Below are 14231 nucleotides of genomic sequence, written 5' to 3' on the forward strand. Positions count from 1 at the left end.
AGATGTCTTTTTTAAACGATTTATTTATTGGCCTTGATGCTGCCAAACAGGAAGAATTACAGGAACGTTTAGATTTAGTGGAGCACAAGATTAAATTTATGGATAAAATGCCTGTAGCTTGTGTGGATACCAGCAATAATCCGGGTTACTTTTTATCGGAGGAAATCGCGTTGGCAGGTGGCATGTTAGAAACCGATATGCTAAGCGCCGTTTTTGTGATTTATTATCAACAAGGCAAAACCCTGACTAATTTAATGCGCGAAGTACCTTCTGTATTAAATACCGATTGGCCAGCCGTAAAAAATAACCGTATCATTTTATTAAACGATGATGTAGAACGCGAAAGAACTGCCGAAAATGCGGTTTCTTTAATAGAAGATATTGCCGAAATGCTGCACCCGGGTTCGTTTATTTTTGGCCACGAAGGCGATAAATGGATCAGGTTTGAGGTTTAAGGGAGATATGAGAGGGGAGATGTGAGATTTGAGACTGGCGAAAAAACGAAGATTCAGTGCTTGCGCTAGTTAAAAATGGCTTCAGCTGAATCCGCCTGATGGATTTGCAACTTTACAACATTCCAACCTTTAACTTTTACAACCTTCCAACCCTCAACCTTCCTGCCTTTCAAACCTCAACCCTCAAACCTCTCTAATCTGGTATTCTTCTATCTTCCTGTAAAGCGTAGTTAAACCAATCCCCAACAACCTCGAAGTTTCAGTTTTATTTCCCTTGGTGTGGATAAGTACTTTTTGAATATGCTGTTTTTCTATCTGTTGCAGGTTATAATCATTTTCAATCGGTGCAAACTCGAAAAACTCTGGTGGAAGGGCTGTTGCACTCAATGTATCACCATCTGATAAAATGACCAAACGCTCGATCACGTTTTTAAGCTCGCGGATATTTCCTTTCCAGCTGTGATCACTCAATATGGACAAAATCTTATCGTCCATTTTTGGCGTTGAGCGGTTCACCTTCTCGGCAAATTCTTTCAGATAATGTTTCGCCAATGCGGGGATATCTGCTTTACGCTCCCGAAGCGGTGGCAGAATGATGGTAAAAACCGAAAGCCGGTAATAAAGATCCGACCTGAATTTCCCAGATGCTGCATCGGCTTTTAAATCTTTGTTTGTAGCTGCCAAAATCCGAACGTTTACCTGTTGGGTTAACGTATCGCCCACTTTTATAAAAGTCTGGCTTTCCAGTACCCGTAATAATTTGGCTTGTAAATCGAGGTTCATTTCGCCTATCTCATCCAGCAATAAGGTACCTCCGTTGGCTTCTTCCAATAATCCTTTTTTATCTTTATTGGCACCGGTAAATGCACCTGCTTTGTAACCGAATAATTCACTTTCCAGTAAATCGGGACTAAAACCGCTGCAGTTTAAGGCTACAAATGGCTTGGCTGCCCTTGGGCTTTCATAGTGGATGGATTGGGCAAAAACTTCTTTTCCGGTACCGGTTTCACCTAATAAGAGCACAGTAGTATCAGTTGCACTTACTTTTTTAGCCAGGTCAATCGCTTCTTTTAAGGCTTTTGATTGACCAATAATGGTTTCAAAACTGTGTTTTTTAGCGATCTTGTTTTCAAGGTCAGAAACCCTGCGCTGCAGGTTTGATTTGTCCATAGCCTTATACAAAAGCGGAATAATCTTGTCATTATCATCACCCTTTACCAGGTAATCAAAACCACCGTTTTTAATCGCCAAAACGCCGTCGGCAATGGTTCCGTAGGCGGTAAGGTTAATAATTTCTACATAAGGCTTTATGGCTTTAATATCTTTAACCAAAGCAACGCCATTTACATCCGGCAGTTTTACATCACTGATGACAAGGCTTACATCATTATTTTTAAGTAATTTAAGTCCTTCTTTTCCGGTACCGGCCTGTAAGGTTTTAAAGCCTTCAAGTTCTATAATTCTGGAAAGTAAACTGCTGATTTTTTTTTCATCATCGATGATGAGTACCATGCCATTCATAGGTAAAAATTATGCTGCAATATTAAGGATAAAAATACCGAAACGTACTGTGGAGGATCAAATTTGAATGAAAATGCTTTTGAGGTTAATTAGTTAACGGTAATGTGTAATTGTTAAATTGCTGGGGATTGTTACATTGCCAACTGCCGATTGAAAACCACAAACTGTATATTAGGTTAACTGGTTAATTGTTTAATCGGTTAACTGGTTTGAATGTTGAACCTTTTTCTCGCTCAGCATCCTCATAGAAAAACGAAAGGGTAAGAAATAGTGGTCTGTGAGGACACAGACCACGGATCAGACTATGATTGTAAGCTCAAGATCCTTTCCTCGGTCTGTGTCCTCACAGAACGAAATAATATAAAAAAACTAATGGTCTGTGAGTATATAGACCATGGATGGAGCTTTTGATTGTAGACTTATGACTATGGACTCAGGACTTCAGACTAAACTAAATTGTACCTTTTTCGTTTCCGTAGCCTTAATTAAAAGCTTTTTGAGCATATTTGATGTGCAAAACAAATATCATGCTTAAAAGATTAACTGCAATATTCATATTATGCTTTCCTGCAATATTTTGCGCTGCCCAACAGGTACGTCCGGCAAAATCTTCAGAGATTTATAGAGAACTTAAAACCTTAAAACACCTGCCAAAGGTTTTATATTTAGCAGCCCACCCCGATGATGAAAATACGGGTTTATTATCATGGTTGATCAACGATCAGAATGTAGAAACGGCATATTTATCGCTTACCAGGGGAGATGGCGGACAAAATCTTTTAGGTACCGAACAAGGTGCAGCCTTAGGCTTGATCAGAACACACGAACTTTTGGAAGCACGTAGATTAGATGGAGCACAACAGTTTTTTACCAGGGCCATTGATTTTGGTTTTTCTAAAAATACCAATGATACCTTTAAACAGTGGGATGCCGATAGCATTACTGCTGATGTGGTTTGGGTGATCAGAAAATTCAGACCGGATGTGATCATCTGCCGTTTTCCGCCTACTGCTGCTGCAGGTCATGGTCAGCATGCTGCTTCTGCTGTTGTTGCTGAAAAAGCTTTTAAAGCAGCAGCTGATAAAAATATGTTTCCTAACCAACTTAAATACGTTTCGGTTTGGCAGCCAAAAAGATTATTGTGGAATACTTTTAGGTTTGGATCAGTAAATACCACGGCCGAAAATCAATTAAAAGTTACTGTTGGTCAATACGATGCGCAATTGGGCATGGGTTATGGCGAGCTGGCTGGTTTAAGCCGAAGCCTGCATAAAAGCCAGGGCGCAGGAACACAATCGGTAGCTGGTGTGCGCACTGAATATTTTACCAACATTTTGGGCGATCCTGCAAAGCGAACCCTATTTGATGGATTAAACCTTAACTGGTCGGAAAAAGGAATTGGCGATATAGATGAATTGATTGATATTGTACTTTTATCTTTCAACTACAACCAACCCGATAAAAGTTTGCATGGACTGTTGATGTTGAGAAAGAAAATTGCCGAATTACAGGATGTTGCTTTAAGAAAAGATAAACTGGCGGCTATCGATAACATCATTTTAAGTTGTGCGGGTTTTATGGGCGAAGTGGTAACCAACCAGCCCGAAGCCATCGCAGGCAATGGTTATAATTTCCGTTTAAATTTAATTTCGAGGTCGGCTACTCCTGTTACGGTTGAAAGTGTGAACTGGTTAAATCAAACGGATAACCTAAACAGAAACCTCGCTAACGACTCACTGATTACGATAGAACGTAAAATCCAGATTCCAGCTGATGCAGCACTTACCGAACCTTATTGGTTGGCCAAACCAGCAAAAGATGCTGCAACTTTCAGTGTTGCCAACGATACCTTAATCGGATTACCAGAAATGCAATCGCCAATTAATGTGATATTATCGCTGAAAATTGAAAATGAAAAATTTGAAGTCGGCTTACCATTATCTTATAAAAAATTAGATCCTGTTAAAGGCGACGTGGTAGAAGCCCTGCGGATTATTCCACCACTTGATTTGAGTTTTGCTGAGCCTGTTTATTTTGCTAAAGAAAAAGAAGCGTTAAGTGTCACACTCCGTTTAAAAGCAAACAAAAATATCAACTATGGTAAGGTGAGTTTTAAGATCGGTAATCAGGTGATAAAAACCTTCCAGGGGATCAATTTGCCAGAAAATACCATCACAACCAAAGATTTCCTGATTCCGGTTGAAGATCTGTCCAAAATAAAAACAAGTCAGAACAAGCTCGAAGCCATTTTCTCATCAGAAGCGAACGAATATTCCAAAGGGCAGGTATTAATCCAATATGCACATTTACCAACATTGCAGTATTTTGTTCCGGCAACTACCTGGCTGATCAAAGGTGACGTGAAGGTATTGGCAAAAAAGATCGGATACATTGAAGGAGCAGGTGACTTAATCCCTGAATTTTTAAGACAGGCTGGTTTGCAGGTAGATGTACTTAGTGAAGCCGACATCCTGAATGCTGCAAAACTGGCCACTTACGATGCCGTGGTTACTGGTGTAAGGGTGGTCAATACCGAAAAAAGGATTAAAAACTGGCAAACGGCTTTGCGTAGTTATGTAGAAAATGGCGGAACCATTGTAATGCAATACAACACTACACAGGATATGGCTTTACAGGATTTCGGGATTTATCCATTTACCATTGGAGGTAAAAGGGTAACCGAAGAAAATGCCGAAGTTAAATTCTTAAACCCTACTCACAAACTGTTAAATTATCCGAATAAAATCACTGCCGACGATTTTAAAGGCTGGGTGCAGGAACGTGGTGCTTATTTTCCTGATAAATGGGACACCAAATACGAACCTCTTTTCGAAATGAACGATACCGGCGAAGAACCGCTTCAAGGCTCAACGCTTTATGCAAAATATGGTAAAGGGAATTTTATTTACACGCCTTTAGCCTTTTTCAGGCAATTACCTGCCGGAAATGTTGGTGCAGCTAGGTTATTCTTTAATTTTTTATCGGCTGGAAAGTGATGAAAAATCAATTTAAAAACTGGAATACCTGGTATGTATTATTGGCCTTAGCGCTGGTATTCCAGATTGTATTTTATTACCTGTTTACTAAATTCTGGGCATGAGTAATATCGATTGGGCAGTATTGATATTTACTTTGCTTGCTGTGGTAACTTATGGCGTTTTTATTGGTCGCGGACAAAAAAGCAATGCCTCTTATTTAAAGGCCGATAATAAAATGCCCTGGTATATTGTGCTTTTAGGTATTATGGCTACCCAGGCCAGTGCAATCACTTTTCTATCAGCCCCGGGGCAGGCCTATACCGATGGTATGCGCTTCGTACAATATTATTTTGGGCTGCCATTGGCGATGATCGTCATCTGTATCACTTTCATCCCGATTTTTCAGCGGTTAAATGTTTATACAGCTTACGAATACCTGGAGAACCGCTTTGATAAAAAAACGCGTGTATTAACCTCGTTGCTTTTTCTTTTTTCAAGGGGATTATCAACGGGGATCAGTATTTATGCGCCCAGTATTATTCTATCCAGTGCTTTAAACTGGAATATTTATTTAACCAATATTTTAACTGGGGGCATACTTTTAATTTATACCTATGTTGGTGGTGCCAAAGCCATTGCCCATACACAGAAACTGCAGTTTTTGATCATCTTAGGCACCATGGCCTTCGCCGGATATCTTTTGGTACAGAACATGCCCAATGGGATCGGTTTTAAAGACGCACTTTACCTGGCTGGCAAATCAGGCAAGTTAAATGTGATTACTACAGAATTCGATTGGAAAGATAAATACAACATCTGGAGCGGACTGATTGGAGGTTTTTTTCTGGCACTTTCCTATTTCGGAACAGATCAGAGTCAGGTAGGCCGGTATATTACCGCAAAAGACAATACCAATGCAAAAATGGGTTTGCTGTTAAATGGATTGGTTAAAATTCCGATGCAATTTGCTATTCTTTTAATTGGTGCATTATTATTTGCTTTCTTCTCTTTAAAACCTGCACCGATATATTTTAATGAGCGTTCTTATCAATATCTAAAAGAAACACAGCCACAACAGGCGGCTGCATTTGAAAAAGAACACAATACATTGGAGCAAAAATTCAGTCAGCAATCAAGGCAAATTCTTGAGGAAAAAGAAAAACAATCTCCTACATTAAATAATTCGATAGCGGATTTTAGGTCGACCCAAAAGCAGGTAAAAGAATTGCATGGCAGGGTTGAAGAAGCGATTAATAAATCGAACTATAATGCCGAAAAAACCGATACCAATTATATCTTTTTATACTTTGTAAAAAACACGCTTCCCGTAGGGATGATTGGGTTACTTTTCGCAGTGATTTTCCTGGCCAGTTGGGGATCAATTTCTGCCGCACTTAATTCTTTGGCCGCATGTTCCTTAAAAGATGTACACCTCATTTTTAATAAAAAAGAAGTAGACGATGAAACCGAACTGAAATATAGCCGCCTTCATACCCTGGCCTGGGGGATTTTCTCCATTGCGGTGGCCATGTTTGCCACACAGATGGGTTCGCTGATTGAAGCAGTAAATGTATTAGGGTCACTTTTTTACGGTCCGATATTGGGTATTTTTTTAGTGGCTTTTTATTTTAAAAAGATAAACGGACCTTTGGTTTTTATTGCAGCAATCTTATCAGAAATTGCAGTTATCGCTGTATATGAATTTGATATCGTTTCATTTCTGTGGTTAAACGTAATCGGCGCCTTTGCGGTAATTTTATTTTCGCTACTCGGGTTTTTGTTTTATCGCCCTAAAACTGCATTGGGCTAATCATTCTAATTTTTACCTCAGAAAGATATTTGAAGTTTATCCGCAACGACAAAATTCGATACCTTTATTTTAACCAATTAAATAAATTACGCGCAATATGAACGAAGCCTGGGTTGAAAGATGGAACGACCGTTATAGTACAGAAGAGTTTGCTTATGGCGAACAACCAAATAACTATTTAAAAGAACAGTTAGAAAAGCTCAATCCCGGCAAAATACTCTTCCCTGCAGAGGGTGAAGGTCGTAATGCTGTTTTTGCAGCCAAACTGGGTTGGGAAGTTTCAGCCTTTGATATCAGTCTGGAAGGAAAAAACAAAGCCTTCCATTTGGCAGAAAATAATCACGTAAGTATCGATTATCAGGTGGGCGAATTGGAAACATTAAATTATCAACCTGAACAATTTGATGCCATTGCCTTGATTTATGCACACTTCCCGGCCGCAATTAAATCTTCTTTTCATAAAATGCTCAGTAGCTATTTACGGAAAGGCGGAATCGTTATTTTCGAAGCCTTTAGTAAAAATCACCTCGATTATCTGGCCAGGAATGAAAAAGTTGGCGGACCGAAAGAAATCGACATGCTGTTTTCTGTAGAAGAAATAAAATCTGATTTCCCTGATTTTGAAATCATCATTTTAGAAGAGAAAGAAATTGAACTGAACGAAGGTTTATTCCATAACGGGCAAGGTTCGGTAATCAGGTTTGTGGGGCAGAAAAAATAGAAAATCAGAAGTGAAATAATAAAGCATTTCCAGCGTTTTTAGACACTGGGATTATAGTTTTATTCAACCTAAAGCCATAAATTCGTGAAATCAAAAAACAACAAAAACAGATAAATATAATTCTATGAAAACGATGATTAAATCAATCGCGTTGCTATTTACAGCAATTACCGTTTCTGTAAGTGCAATGGCTCAAGATGCTCAGCCAAAGCCAAGTCCCGCGGCTACAGCAACCGGAAAAGTTAAAGGCGCAACCATCACCATCAACTACAGCAGCCCGGCCGTAAAAGGACGTAAAATCTGGGGCGGCCTTGAAGCCTTCGATAAAGTATGGCGTGCTGGCGCAAACGAGGCTACAACTTTCGAAACCGATAAAGATATCGTGGTTGAAGGCAAACCTTTGGCAGCTGGAAAATACAGTTTCTTCCTGATCCCTAAAGAAAGCGGAACGTGGACAGCTATTTTTAACAAAGAACCTACACAATGGGGTGCTTACAAATACGAAGAAGCAAAAGATGCTTTACGCGTAGAAGTTAAAACCAAAGCCTTAAAAGCTACACAAGAACGTTTGGTTTATAAAATTACCAAAAGCGGTTTCTCTTTGGATTGGGATAAAATCTCGGTTCCGGTTACCATTAAGTAATAAAAATAAAATTATTTAGAGCCGTCCCGACACAAATCGGGATGGCTTTTTTTTTGCCTTATTTTTTTTTGGGAAAATGAAGGGGCAGTATTTCTTGGAGGTCTGGAGTCCCGCCATCCGCTATAGCTCCGATAGAAAAAATCGGAGGCTGTCGCTGTTGTCGGGTTTATGGACGTGAGTTTGTGCAACCTCGCAACCTCAAAAATGAAAAATGTTTTGGCCTTTTAGCCCCGGTTGAAGCGTTACCCTGCAGCAACGAGGTACGAGGCAGCGAAGCGTAAAAGCGAAAAACGGGAAGGAATTTATTGTTTTGTACCAGCCTTGCGCTTCAGAAATTGTATTGTTAGTCGAATTGTATTGTTAGTCGGGATTTGCAATCCCGTCTTAGGAACTTAGGATTTCTAATCCTAATAAGCGGTTAAAACTTGATTATAAAGCTGGAAGACTATGATAACAGGGTCTGGATTACAAATCCAGACCAACAACTTTTGTAAAGAACCTAACACATAATATCTACTTCACGTTAAAATGTTATTTTAGGCCGATTTACAAACCAGCATCCTATAATGAAGTTTCCTATTAAATTATTGGCCCTATTGCCGCTTCTTTCATTAAACGTTTTAGCACAACAAAAAACACAGAATTTTTCTATTAAAACCGCTAAACCTGTTGATCAGGTTAATGTGTTTTTAGGCTCTTCTGCCGATCATGGACAAATGTCGCCAGCAGCATCTGCACCCTTTAGCATGTTGAGTATCGGTCCGCAAACGTACCCTAAAACACATACCGGTTACGAATACCTCGCCAAGAAATTTGAAGGTTTTACCCATAACCGGTTTGAAGGCGTGGGTTGTCAGGGATCGGGTGGTAATATTTTCATCAAACCTTTTTTAGGTGCTGATCCGGCGCAATCTGAACTGATTAAAGCTTCAGAAAAAGCAAGTCCGGGCTATTATGAAGTAGGTTTTGAAAATAAAATTAAAGCGAGTTTTACCGTTTTGGGTAAAGCCGGGAAACATGCCTATCAGTTTCCTAAAGGCGCAAAAGGTTTTTACCTCGATTTGGGCTATGCCTTTAACGGTGCTTTTGTGGCCGAATCGCATGATGTAAACGGAAATGCAGTTAGCGGTTGGATTACCTCAAAAACAACCTGTGGCGCTGGTAAGTATAAAATATTCTACTACCTCGAAATCGCCGATAATGTATCGTGGAAAGTGATTGATGACCATAAATTGATCGCGGTACTAAATGGGGATTTAATTTCAACAGGGATCAATATCGCACTTTCTTCAGTAAGTGTAGAGGCTGCTAAAGCTTCTATTAATAAAAATTCTTTCAATACGGTAAAAGAGCAAAGCAAAGCCGATTGGAATACGAATCTTTCTAAAATTGCGGTGAATGGCGATCTCGAAAGTGCAAAACTGTTCTACTCGCTTTTGTACCGTACCATGCAATCACCTTATGTGATCTCCGAAACGGATGGCCAATACCGCAATACTAAAGGGGAACTTCAAAAAGATAAAGAAATCCGTTACAATGGCTGGGCCATTTGGGATAATTACCGTACGCAGTTGCCGTTGCTCTCGCTCATCACGCAAGACCGATATGCTGGAATGGTTACTTCCATCGCTGATCTGTATAATTCTGGCAAAAAAGATTATGCTGGTCAAAACGAGCCTTCAAATACCGTTCGTTCCGAACATGCCATTGTGGTGTTGTTAGATGCTTACCGAAAAGGTTATCCGGTAGACTTTAACAAAATTGCCGATTCATTGGTGAAAGAAGTAAATGGACTCGATTACAAATCGCCAGATAAAGCCCTGGAATCGAGTTATGATAATTGGGCACTGTCAGAAATTTTCAAGATTTTAAATAACAAGGAGAAGTCAGATTTTTACCTGAACAAAGCCCTTGAATATAAAAAATACTGGAATAAAGATTTTAAGGACATGACCAAAAATGATGTAGACCGCATGCAGGCCCGGGGTTTATATCAGGGAACCATTTGGCAGTACAGGTGGTTTGTTCCTTATGATTTTAAGGGATTGATGGAACTGGATGGTGGAGAAGAATCTTATCTCGCAAAACTGGATGAGTTTTTTGCCCGCGATTTATATAACCATGCTAACGAACCCGATTTACAGGTGCCGCTGATGTATAATGTAACCAAATCCGGTTATAAATCGCAGTATTGGGTGCACCAATTGGCCGCAGATACGGTGATACAGAACTATTTTAACGATAACAGCCGCGGAATTGGTAGCTATATTGGTAAAATTTACAGGAACCAACCTCATGCTTATCTCCGTACCATGGATGATGATGCTGGAGCGATGAGTGCATGGTATGTGTTTGCTGCCAGCGGATTTTCGCCTGCCTGTGTGGGCTGGCCGGTTTATTACCTTAACGTGCCTTTATTTCCATCGTTAACCTACAATTTGCCAAAAGGTAAAACTTTTACCATCGAAACGGAAAACTTTAATCTTAAAAATAAATACATCAAAGCGGTTTTTCTTAACGGAAAGCCCTTTAAAAGAAATTACATTACCCAGGGGGAAATTAATGCCGGAGGGCTGTTAAAGATTGTTGCTTCGGCGGTTCCTGTCAAAATTTCGGATACAGAGAACTGGATTTCGAGCCTTGAGAAATAATTTTAGAAAAATTATCCTCAAATGGCAAACTTATTTTTAAGAAACATGTTATTCTAGTATAAATTCAAGATCATGGCACCTTTAAAATTAAGCGAAGAACAAAATGCAACACTAGGCAACAAAAACACCTTAGGACAAGTTAACGAACAGCCTTTAGAACTTCATCCCGAAGCATATAAAGTAAAAGGCCCGTCACCTGATAAGATGAAGACGGTATCGTCGTCGTTAAGGAACTATGCCCACGGTTTATACGGATTGTTGTAAAAACGCCTCCAAAAAAATCTGATTATACCAGAGTATACAAAGCAGTTAAGGACTAAAACTTGGCTGTTTTTTTATGTTAAAAAAAACAAGAATATAAAATAAAATACCAAACTTACACTTATGAAAGAAAGCGCGGGAATTTTACTCTTTAGGAAAAAAGATCAAAGCATCGAATTTTTTCTTGCTCATCCCGGGGGACCATTTTTTGTAAATAGAGATTTTGGCTTTTGGACCATACCTAAAGGAGAACTGGATGAAAACGAGGCACCTTTATCTGCTGCTATCCGCGAATTTGCAGAAGAAACTGGTAAAAAACTATCCGGTGATTTTATCGAATTAACTCCAATTGTTCAAAAAGGAGGTAAAAAGGTTTTGTGCTGGGCAATAGAGGGCGATCTGGATCCTGAGGCTTTTGTTAGCAATACTTTTGAAATAGAATGGCCACCCCGCTCCGGTAAAAAGCAAAGTTTTGCCGAAATGGATAAGGCTGCATGGTTTACGTACGACAAAGCGATTAAACACATTAACGAAAGGCAAATTGCCTTGCTCGATGAACTGATTGCGCAATTAGGCTGTTAATTCGAAATGTGAAATTTCTTTTTCTGCACCATTGATGATCATCGAAATCTGATGATCACCCAGATGAAATTTCCTGGTGGTGATCAATACAAATTTTTGTTTGCGGATGATGTTAACTGCTGCACCTGCAGGATAAACCCGTTCTGAAATTTTATATACCTTTTTCGTATTCTGGCCATTTTGCTTTTTATAATAAATGGCATATTCCAGCCGTACTTTTTGTTCGGTAGGATTTTCATTAACGATAGAAAAAGAAAATTCGAGACTTTCGCCGATTTTAACCGCTGGTGTAAGGATTTTAAAATCAGCTAGTAAAATACCTTTATCATCCAAGCCATAATGTTTAAGGATAGCTGCATGCCCCTGCTTAAGTAATGTGCGGCTACCGTGTTTAATAATGGCATCGGTATCGCTACCTAAACCCGACCAGTTTTTGGCAACGTTCAGTATCACCTGCGGATGATCTTTTGCAATGTCGTTTAAGCTGTTGGCTACGCTCCGCCTTACATATTCTGACGGATCTGTTTTAAGGTTCTCCAATATCGGTAAAATAGTGGTTGGATCTTTCTTCAGAAAAGGAATGCCCATTGCCCAGGGTAAACGAGGCCTGCTGCCTTCGCTGGCCAATCTTCTTACTTTGTGGCTTTCGTGCAGCGACCATTGCTGCATTTTTGAGATCATCTGATTTTCGTATTTTAAAATAAAAGGCCGCACCGCAAATTCGCAGCTCACAAACTGGGTAATAAACTCAAGTGCCTCAACAGAGTTTTCAAAATCGTTGATACCATAAGTTTCGATATAATCTGGCAGAAACATATAAGCCAGTCCATCTTCCCCGATTCCCTGGATCCTCAATTGTTTGATTGTTTTTTTGATCAGCTCAATACTTTCCGGATAATCATAGGGTAAAAAACGATGTAAAACTTTAGAGGTATGTTTCATCCGCTCTTTAAGTTCCTTTGATTCAAATTCTGGAATAAAAACCGCCTTAATAAATTTTCCTTTATCAAATTTAGGGATGCTAACCGCTAAGGCATTGCTTAAACGATCGTAAAAAGCAGGTGAGTATAAATCTTTCAGTGGGCTGGCCATGTTTGCGAATTGTTGAGTGTGCTATCAAGTTTTATTGCGCAACTAATTTACTAATTTTATTAGTATTTAAAAACTGAGAACCCTAAATAAATTATTTTGCAGTAGTATTTTTACCAACTGCTAAATAATTTCAGCTTTTTCTTTATCACATTTGTTTATCATAAAAACAACGACATGAACACAACAAAAATAGGTTGGATCGGCTTGGGCAATATGGGGATCCCAATGGCAGAACAATTGATAAAAGCAGGTTACGGAGTAACTGTTTATAATAGGAGCAAAGACAAAGAAACTGCTTTGACAGAAATGGGGGCATTGATTGCCGAAACGCCCAAAAATCTGATTAGCCAAACAGCAGTAATTGTATTAATGGTATCTGATGATGCCGCAATTGAGCAGATTTTTAACGGACCAGATGGCCTTTTCAGCGAGGAAATTTCAGGTAAAGTTATTATTAATATGAGTACCGTTTCTCCCGCTATTTCAAAAGAAATGGCCACTTTGTGTAAAGGAAAAGGAGCTCAATATTTAGATGCACCGGTTTCCGGAAGTGTTAAGCAGGCAGAAACAGGACAACTGGTGATTATGGTTGGTGGCGATGAAACCGCTTTTGAACAAGTGAAACCAATACTCGAAAAAATGGGTAAAATGGCCGTGCGTCTGGGCGATACAGGCGCTGGTAATGTGGCAAAACTCGCCATCAATTCACTACTGGCACTATACACTCAGGGCTTGGCCGAAACTGTAATATTTGCCAATCAACAAGGTATTGAAACTGAAGACCTGCTTAATTTGATCAATAATGGGGCTATTGCCAATATTTTTACCAAAATTAAAGGTGATGCTATTGTAGCAGATAACTACAAACCTGCTTTTGCCCTTAAACATATCGTGAAAGATTTAAATCTGGCTAAGGCAATCGGTCTTGATTCTCCTTTGGCCAAAACCGCATTGAACACTTTTGAGTCTGCATCTGCAAAATACGGAGAAGAAGATTTGATTGCAGTGATTAAGCAGGTTAAAGATAGGTAATGTTTTAAGCTCCAATAGCCGAAAACATCATTAATAAAATGGTGTTTTCGGCTATTCTTGTCGGGTGTTGAAATAATTACACTTTTAGTCCCCCAAAAGTACTGCCCAGAATAATTGCCAAAACAATTAAGGTAATTATTACATACATTTTATCTTTTTCCAGAACAAAGGCAAATAGCGAAAATACAATCCGCATAATCGGGGTGATAATCAAAAGCAAAACCCCGAATTGGATAATGGCCATTGGCTTAAAAGTAAAAAGCCCCATAAAAATGCCTTTGAAAGTAATGAAGTCATTTTCTTCGCCTTTAAAAACATGGTAATCTGGTCTGACCTGTGTGCCATTCTGTACCAGAAAAAGTATGCCGCCCAATAAAACAACCAGGCTTGCGGTGATTACACCAAACCTCAATAGTTTGCCAACAATTTTTTCTACATCGCGGTCTTGTATAAGATGTGTTGAAATGATATTTTTCATTTTGTGT

General features: G+C 39.3%; 12 protein-coding genes. 9 read left to right on the forward strand and 3 right to left on the reverse strand.

The window, feature by feature from the left end; all coding sequences use genetic code 11:
- The first annotated feature begins 2 nt into the window (after nt 1-2).
- Nucleotides 3-455 carry a hypothetical protein gene (locus tag U859_RS0106145; RefSeq protein WP_029985518.1) on the forward strand — a complete coding sequence of 151 codons (453 nt, stop codon included), beginning with the start codon at nt 3-5 and terminating at the stop codon, nt 453-455.
- A 183-nt stretch (nt 456-638) separates the two neighbouring features.
- Here the strand turns inward: U859_RS0106145 and U859_RS0106155 are convergent, their stop codons facing one another.
- Complete coding sequence (locus U859_RS0106155; protein ID WP_025142548.1) at nt 639-1976, reverse strand: sigma-54-dependent transcriptional regulator; 1338 nt, start codon at nt 1974-1976, stop codon at nt 639-641.
- 527 nt (nt 1977-2503) lie between these two features.
- Between U859_RS0106155 and U859_RS0106160 the strand changes: the two genes are divergently transcribed.
- The 7 genes from U859_RS0106160 to U859_RS0106195 all read left to right on the forward strand — a co-directional run bounded on the left by U859_RS0106160 (nt 2504) and on the right by U859_RS0106195 (nt 11622).
- Complete coding sequence (locus tag U859_RS0106160; protein WP_025142549.1) at nt 2504-4972, forward strand: PIG-L family deacetylase; 2469 nt, start codon at nt 2504-2506, stop codon at nt 4970-4972.
- Nucleotides 4973-5072: 100 nt separating this feature from the next.
- The gene (locus U859_RS0106170; RefSeq protein ID WP_025142550.1) at nt 5073-6764 is read left to right on the forward strand and encodes a sodium:solute symporter; all 1692 of its coding nucleotides are present in this window, start codon (nt 5073-5075) and stop codon (nt 6762-6764) included.
- Nucleotides 6765-6861: 97 nt separating this feature from the next.
- Nucleotides 6862-7485 carry a class I SAM-dependent methyltransferase gene (locus U859_RS0106175; protein ID WP_025142551.1) on the forward strand — a complete coding sequence of 208 codons (624 nt, stop codon included), beginning with the start codon at nt 6862-6864 and terminating at the stop codon, nt 7483-7485.
- A 124-nt stretch (nt 7486-7609) separates the two neighbouring features.
- The gene (locus U859_RS0106180; RefSeq protein ID WP_025142552.1) at nt 7610-8128 is read left to right on the forward strand and encodes a DUF2911 domain-containing protein; all 519 of its coding nucleotides are present in this window, start codon (nt 7610-7612) and stop codon (nt 8126-8128) included.
- A gap of 566 nt (nt 8129-8694) precedes the next feature.
- Nucleotides 8695-10779 carry a glycoside hydrolase domain-containing protein gene (locus U859_RS0106185; RefSeq protein WP_025142553.1) on the forward strand — a complete coding sequence of 695 codons (2085 nt, stop codon included), beginning with the start codon at nt 8695-8697 and terminating at the stop codon, nt 10777-10779.
- A 72-nt stretch (nt 10780-10851) separates the two neighbouring features.
- Nucleotides 10852-11043, forward strand: a complete 192-nt coding sequence (locus U859_RS0106190; protein ID WP_025142554.1) for a hypothetical protein — start codon at nt 10852-10854, stop codon at nt 11041-11043.
- Nucleotides 11044-11163: 120 nt separating this feature from the next.
- Complete coding sequence (locus tag U859_RS0106195; protein WP_025142555.1) at nt 11164-11622, forward strand: NUDIX domain-containing protein; 459 nt, start codon at nt 11164-11166, stop codon at nt 11620-11622.
- Here the strand turns inward: U859_RS0106195 and U859_RS0106200 are convergent.
- A complete protein-coding gene (locus tag U859_RS0106200; RefSeq protein ID WP_025142556.1) occupies nt 11611-12714 on the reverse strand; it encodes a hypothetical protein in 1104 nt (367 codons plus the stop codon). The two genes, U859_RS0106195 and U859_RS0106200, sit on opposite strands and share 12 nt — an antisense overlap.
- Nucleotides 12715-12888: 174 nt before the next feature.
- Between U859_RS0106200 and U859_RS0106205 the strand changes: the two genes are divergently transcribed.
- Nucleotides 12889-13746, forward strand: coding sequence for an NAD(P)-dependent oxidoreductase (locus U859_RS0106205; RefSeq protein WP_025142557.1), 858 nt, complete (start codon nt 12889-12891; stop codon nt 13744-13746).
- A 76-nt stretch (nt 13747-13822) separates the two neighbouring features.
- Here the strand turns inward: U859_RS0106205 and U859_RS0106210 are convergent, their stop codons facing one another.
- The gene (locus U859_RS0106210; protein WP_025142558.1) at nt 13823-14224 is read right to left on the reverse strand and encodes a DUF1634 domain-containing protein; all 402 of its coding nucleotides are present in this window, start codon (nt 14222-14224) and stop codon (nt 13823-13825) included.
- Nucleotides 14225-14231 lie beyond the last annotated feature (7 nt).

This window comes from Pedobacter jeongneungensis (assembly GCF_000633455.1).
Classification (GTDB): domain Bacteria; phylum Bacteroidota; class Bacteroidia; order Sphingobacteriales; family Sphingobacteriaceae; genus Pedobacter; species Pedobacter jeongneungensis_A.

Excerpts from the sequence above, each read along its gene's own strand:
- U859_RS0106180 (WP_025142552.1), top strand. The coding sequence starts at position 7,610 with ATGAAAACGATGATTAAATCAATCGCGTTGCTATTTACAGCAATTACC.
- U859_RS0106175 (WP_025142551.1), top strand. The coding sequence starts at position 6,862 with ATGAACGAAGCCTGGGTTGAAAGATGGAACGACCGTTATAGTACAGAA.
- U859_RS0106195 (WP_025142555.1), top strand. The coding sequence starts at position 11,164 with ATGAAAGAAAGCGCGGGAATTTTACTCTTTAGGAAAAAAGATCAAAGC.
- U859_RS0106185 (WP_025142553.1), top strand. The coding sequence starts at position 8,695 with ATGAAGTTTCCTATTAAATTATTGGCCCTATTGCCGCTTCTTTCATTA.
- U859_RS0106145 (WP_029985518.1), top strand. The coding sequence starts at position 3 with ATGTCTTTTTTAAACGATTTATTTATTGGCCTTGATGCTGCCAAACAG.
- U859_RS0106210 (WP_025142558.1), bottom strand. The coding sequence starts at position 14,224 with ATGAAAAATATCATTTCAACACATCTTATACAAGACCGCGATGTAGAA.
- U859_RS0106155 (WP_025142548.1), bottom strand. The coding sequence starts at position 1,976 with ATGAATGGCATGGTACTCATCATCGATGATGAAAAAAAAATCAGCAGT.
- U859_RS0106190 (WP_025142554.1), top strand. The coding sequence starts at position 10,852 with ATGGCACCTTTAAAATTAAGCGAAGAACAAAATGCAACACTAGGCAAC.
- U859_RS0106160 (WP_025142549.1), top strand. The coding sequence starts at position 2,504 with ATGCTTAAAAGATTAACTGCAATATTCATATTATGCTTTCCTGCAATA.
- U859_RS0106205 (WP_025142557.1), top strand. The coding sequence starts at position 12,889 with ATGAACACAACAAAAATAGGTTGGATCGGCTTGGGCAATATGGGGATC.
- U859_RS0106170 (WP_025142550.1), top strand. The coding sequence starts at position 5,073 with ATGAGTAATATCGATTGGGCAGTATTGATATTTACTTTGCTTGCTGTG.
- U859_RS0106200 (WP_025142556.1), bottom strand. The coding sequence starts at position 12,714 with ATGGCCAGCCCACTGAAAGATTTATACTCACCTGCTTTTTACGATCGT.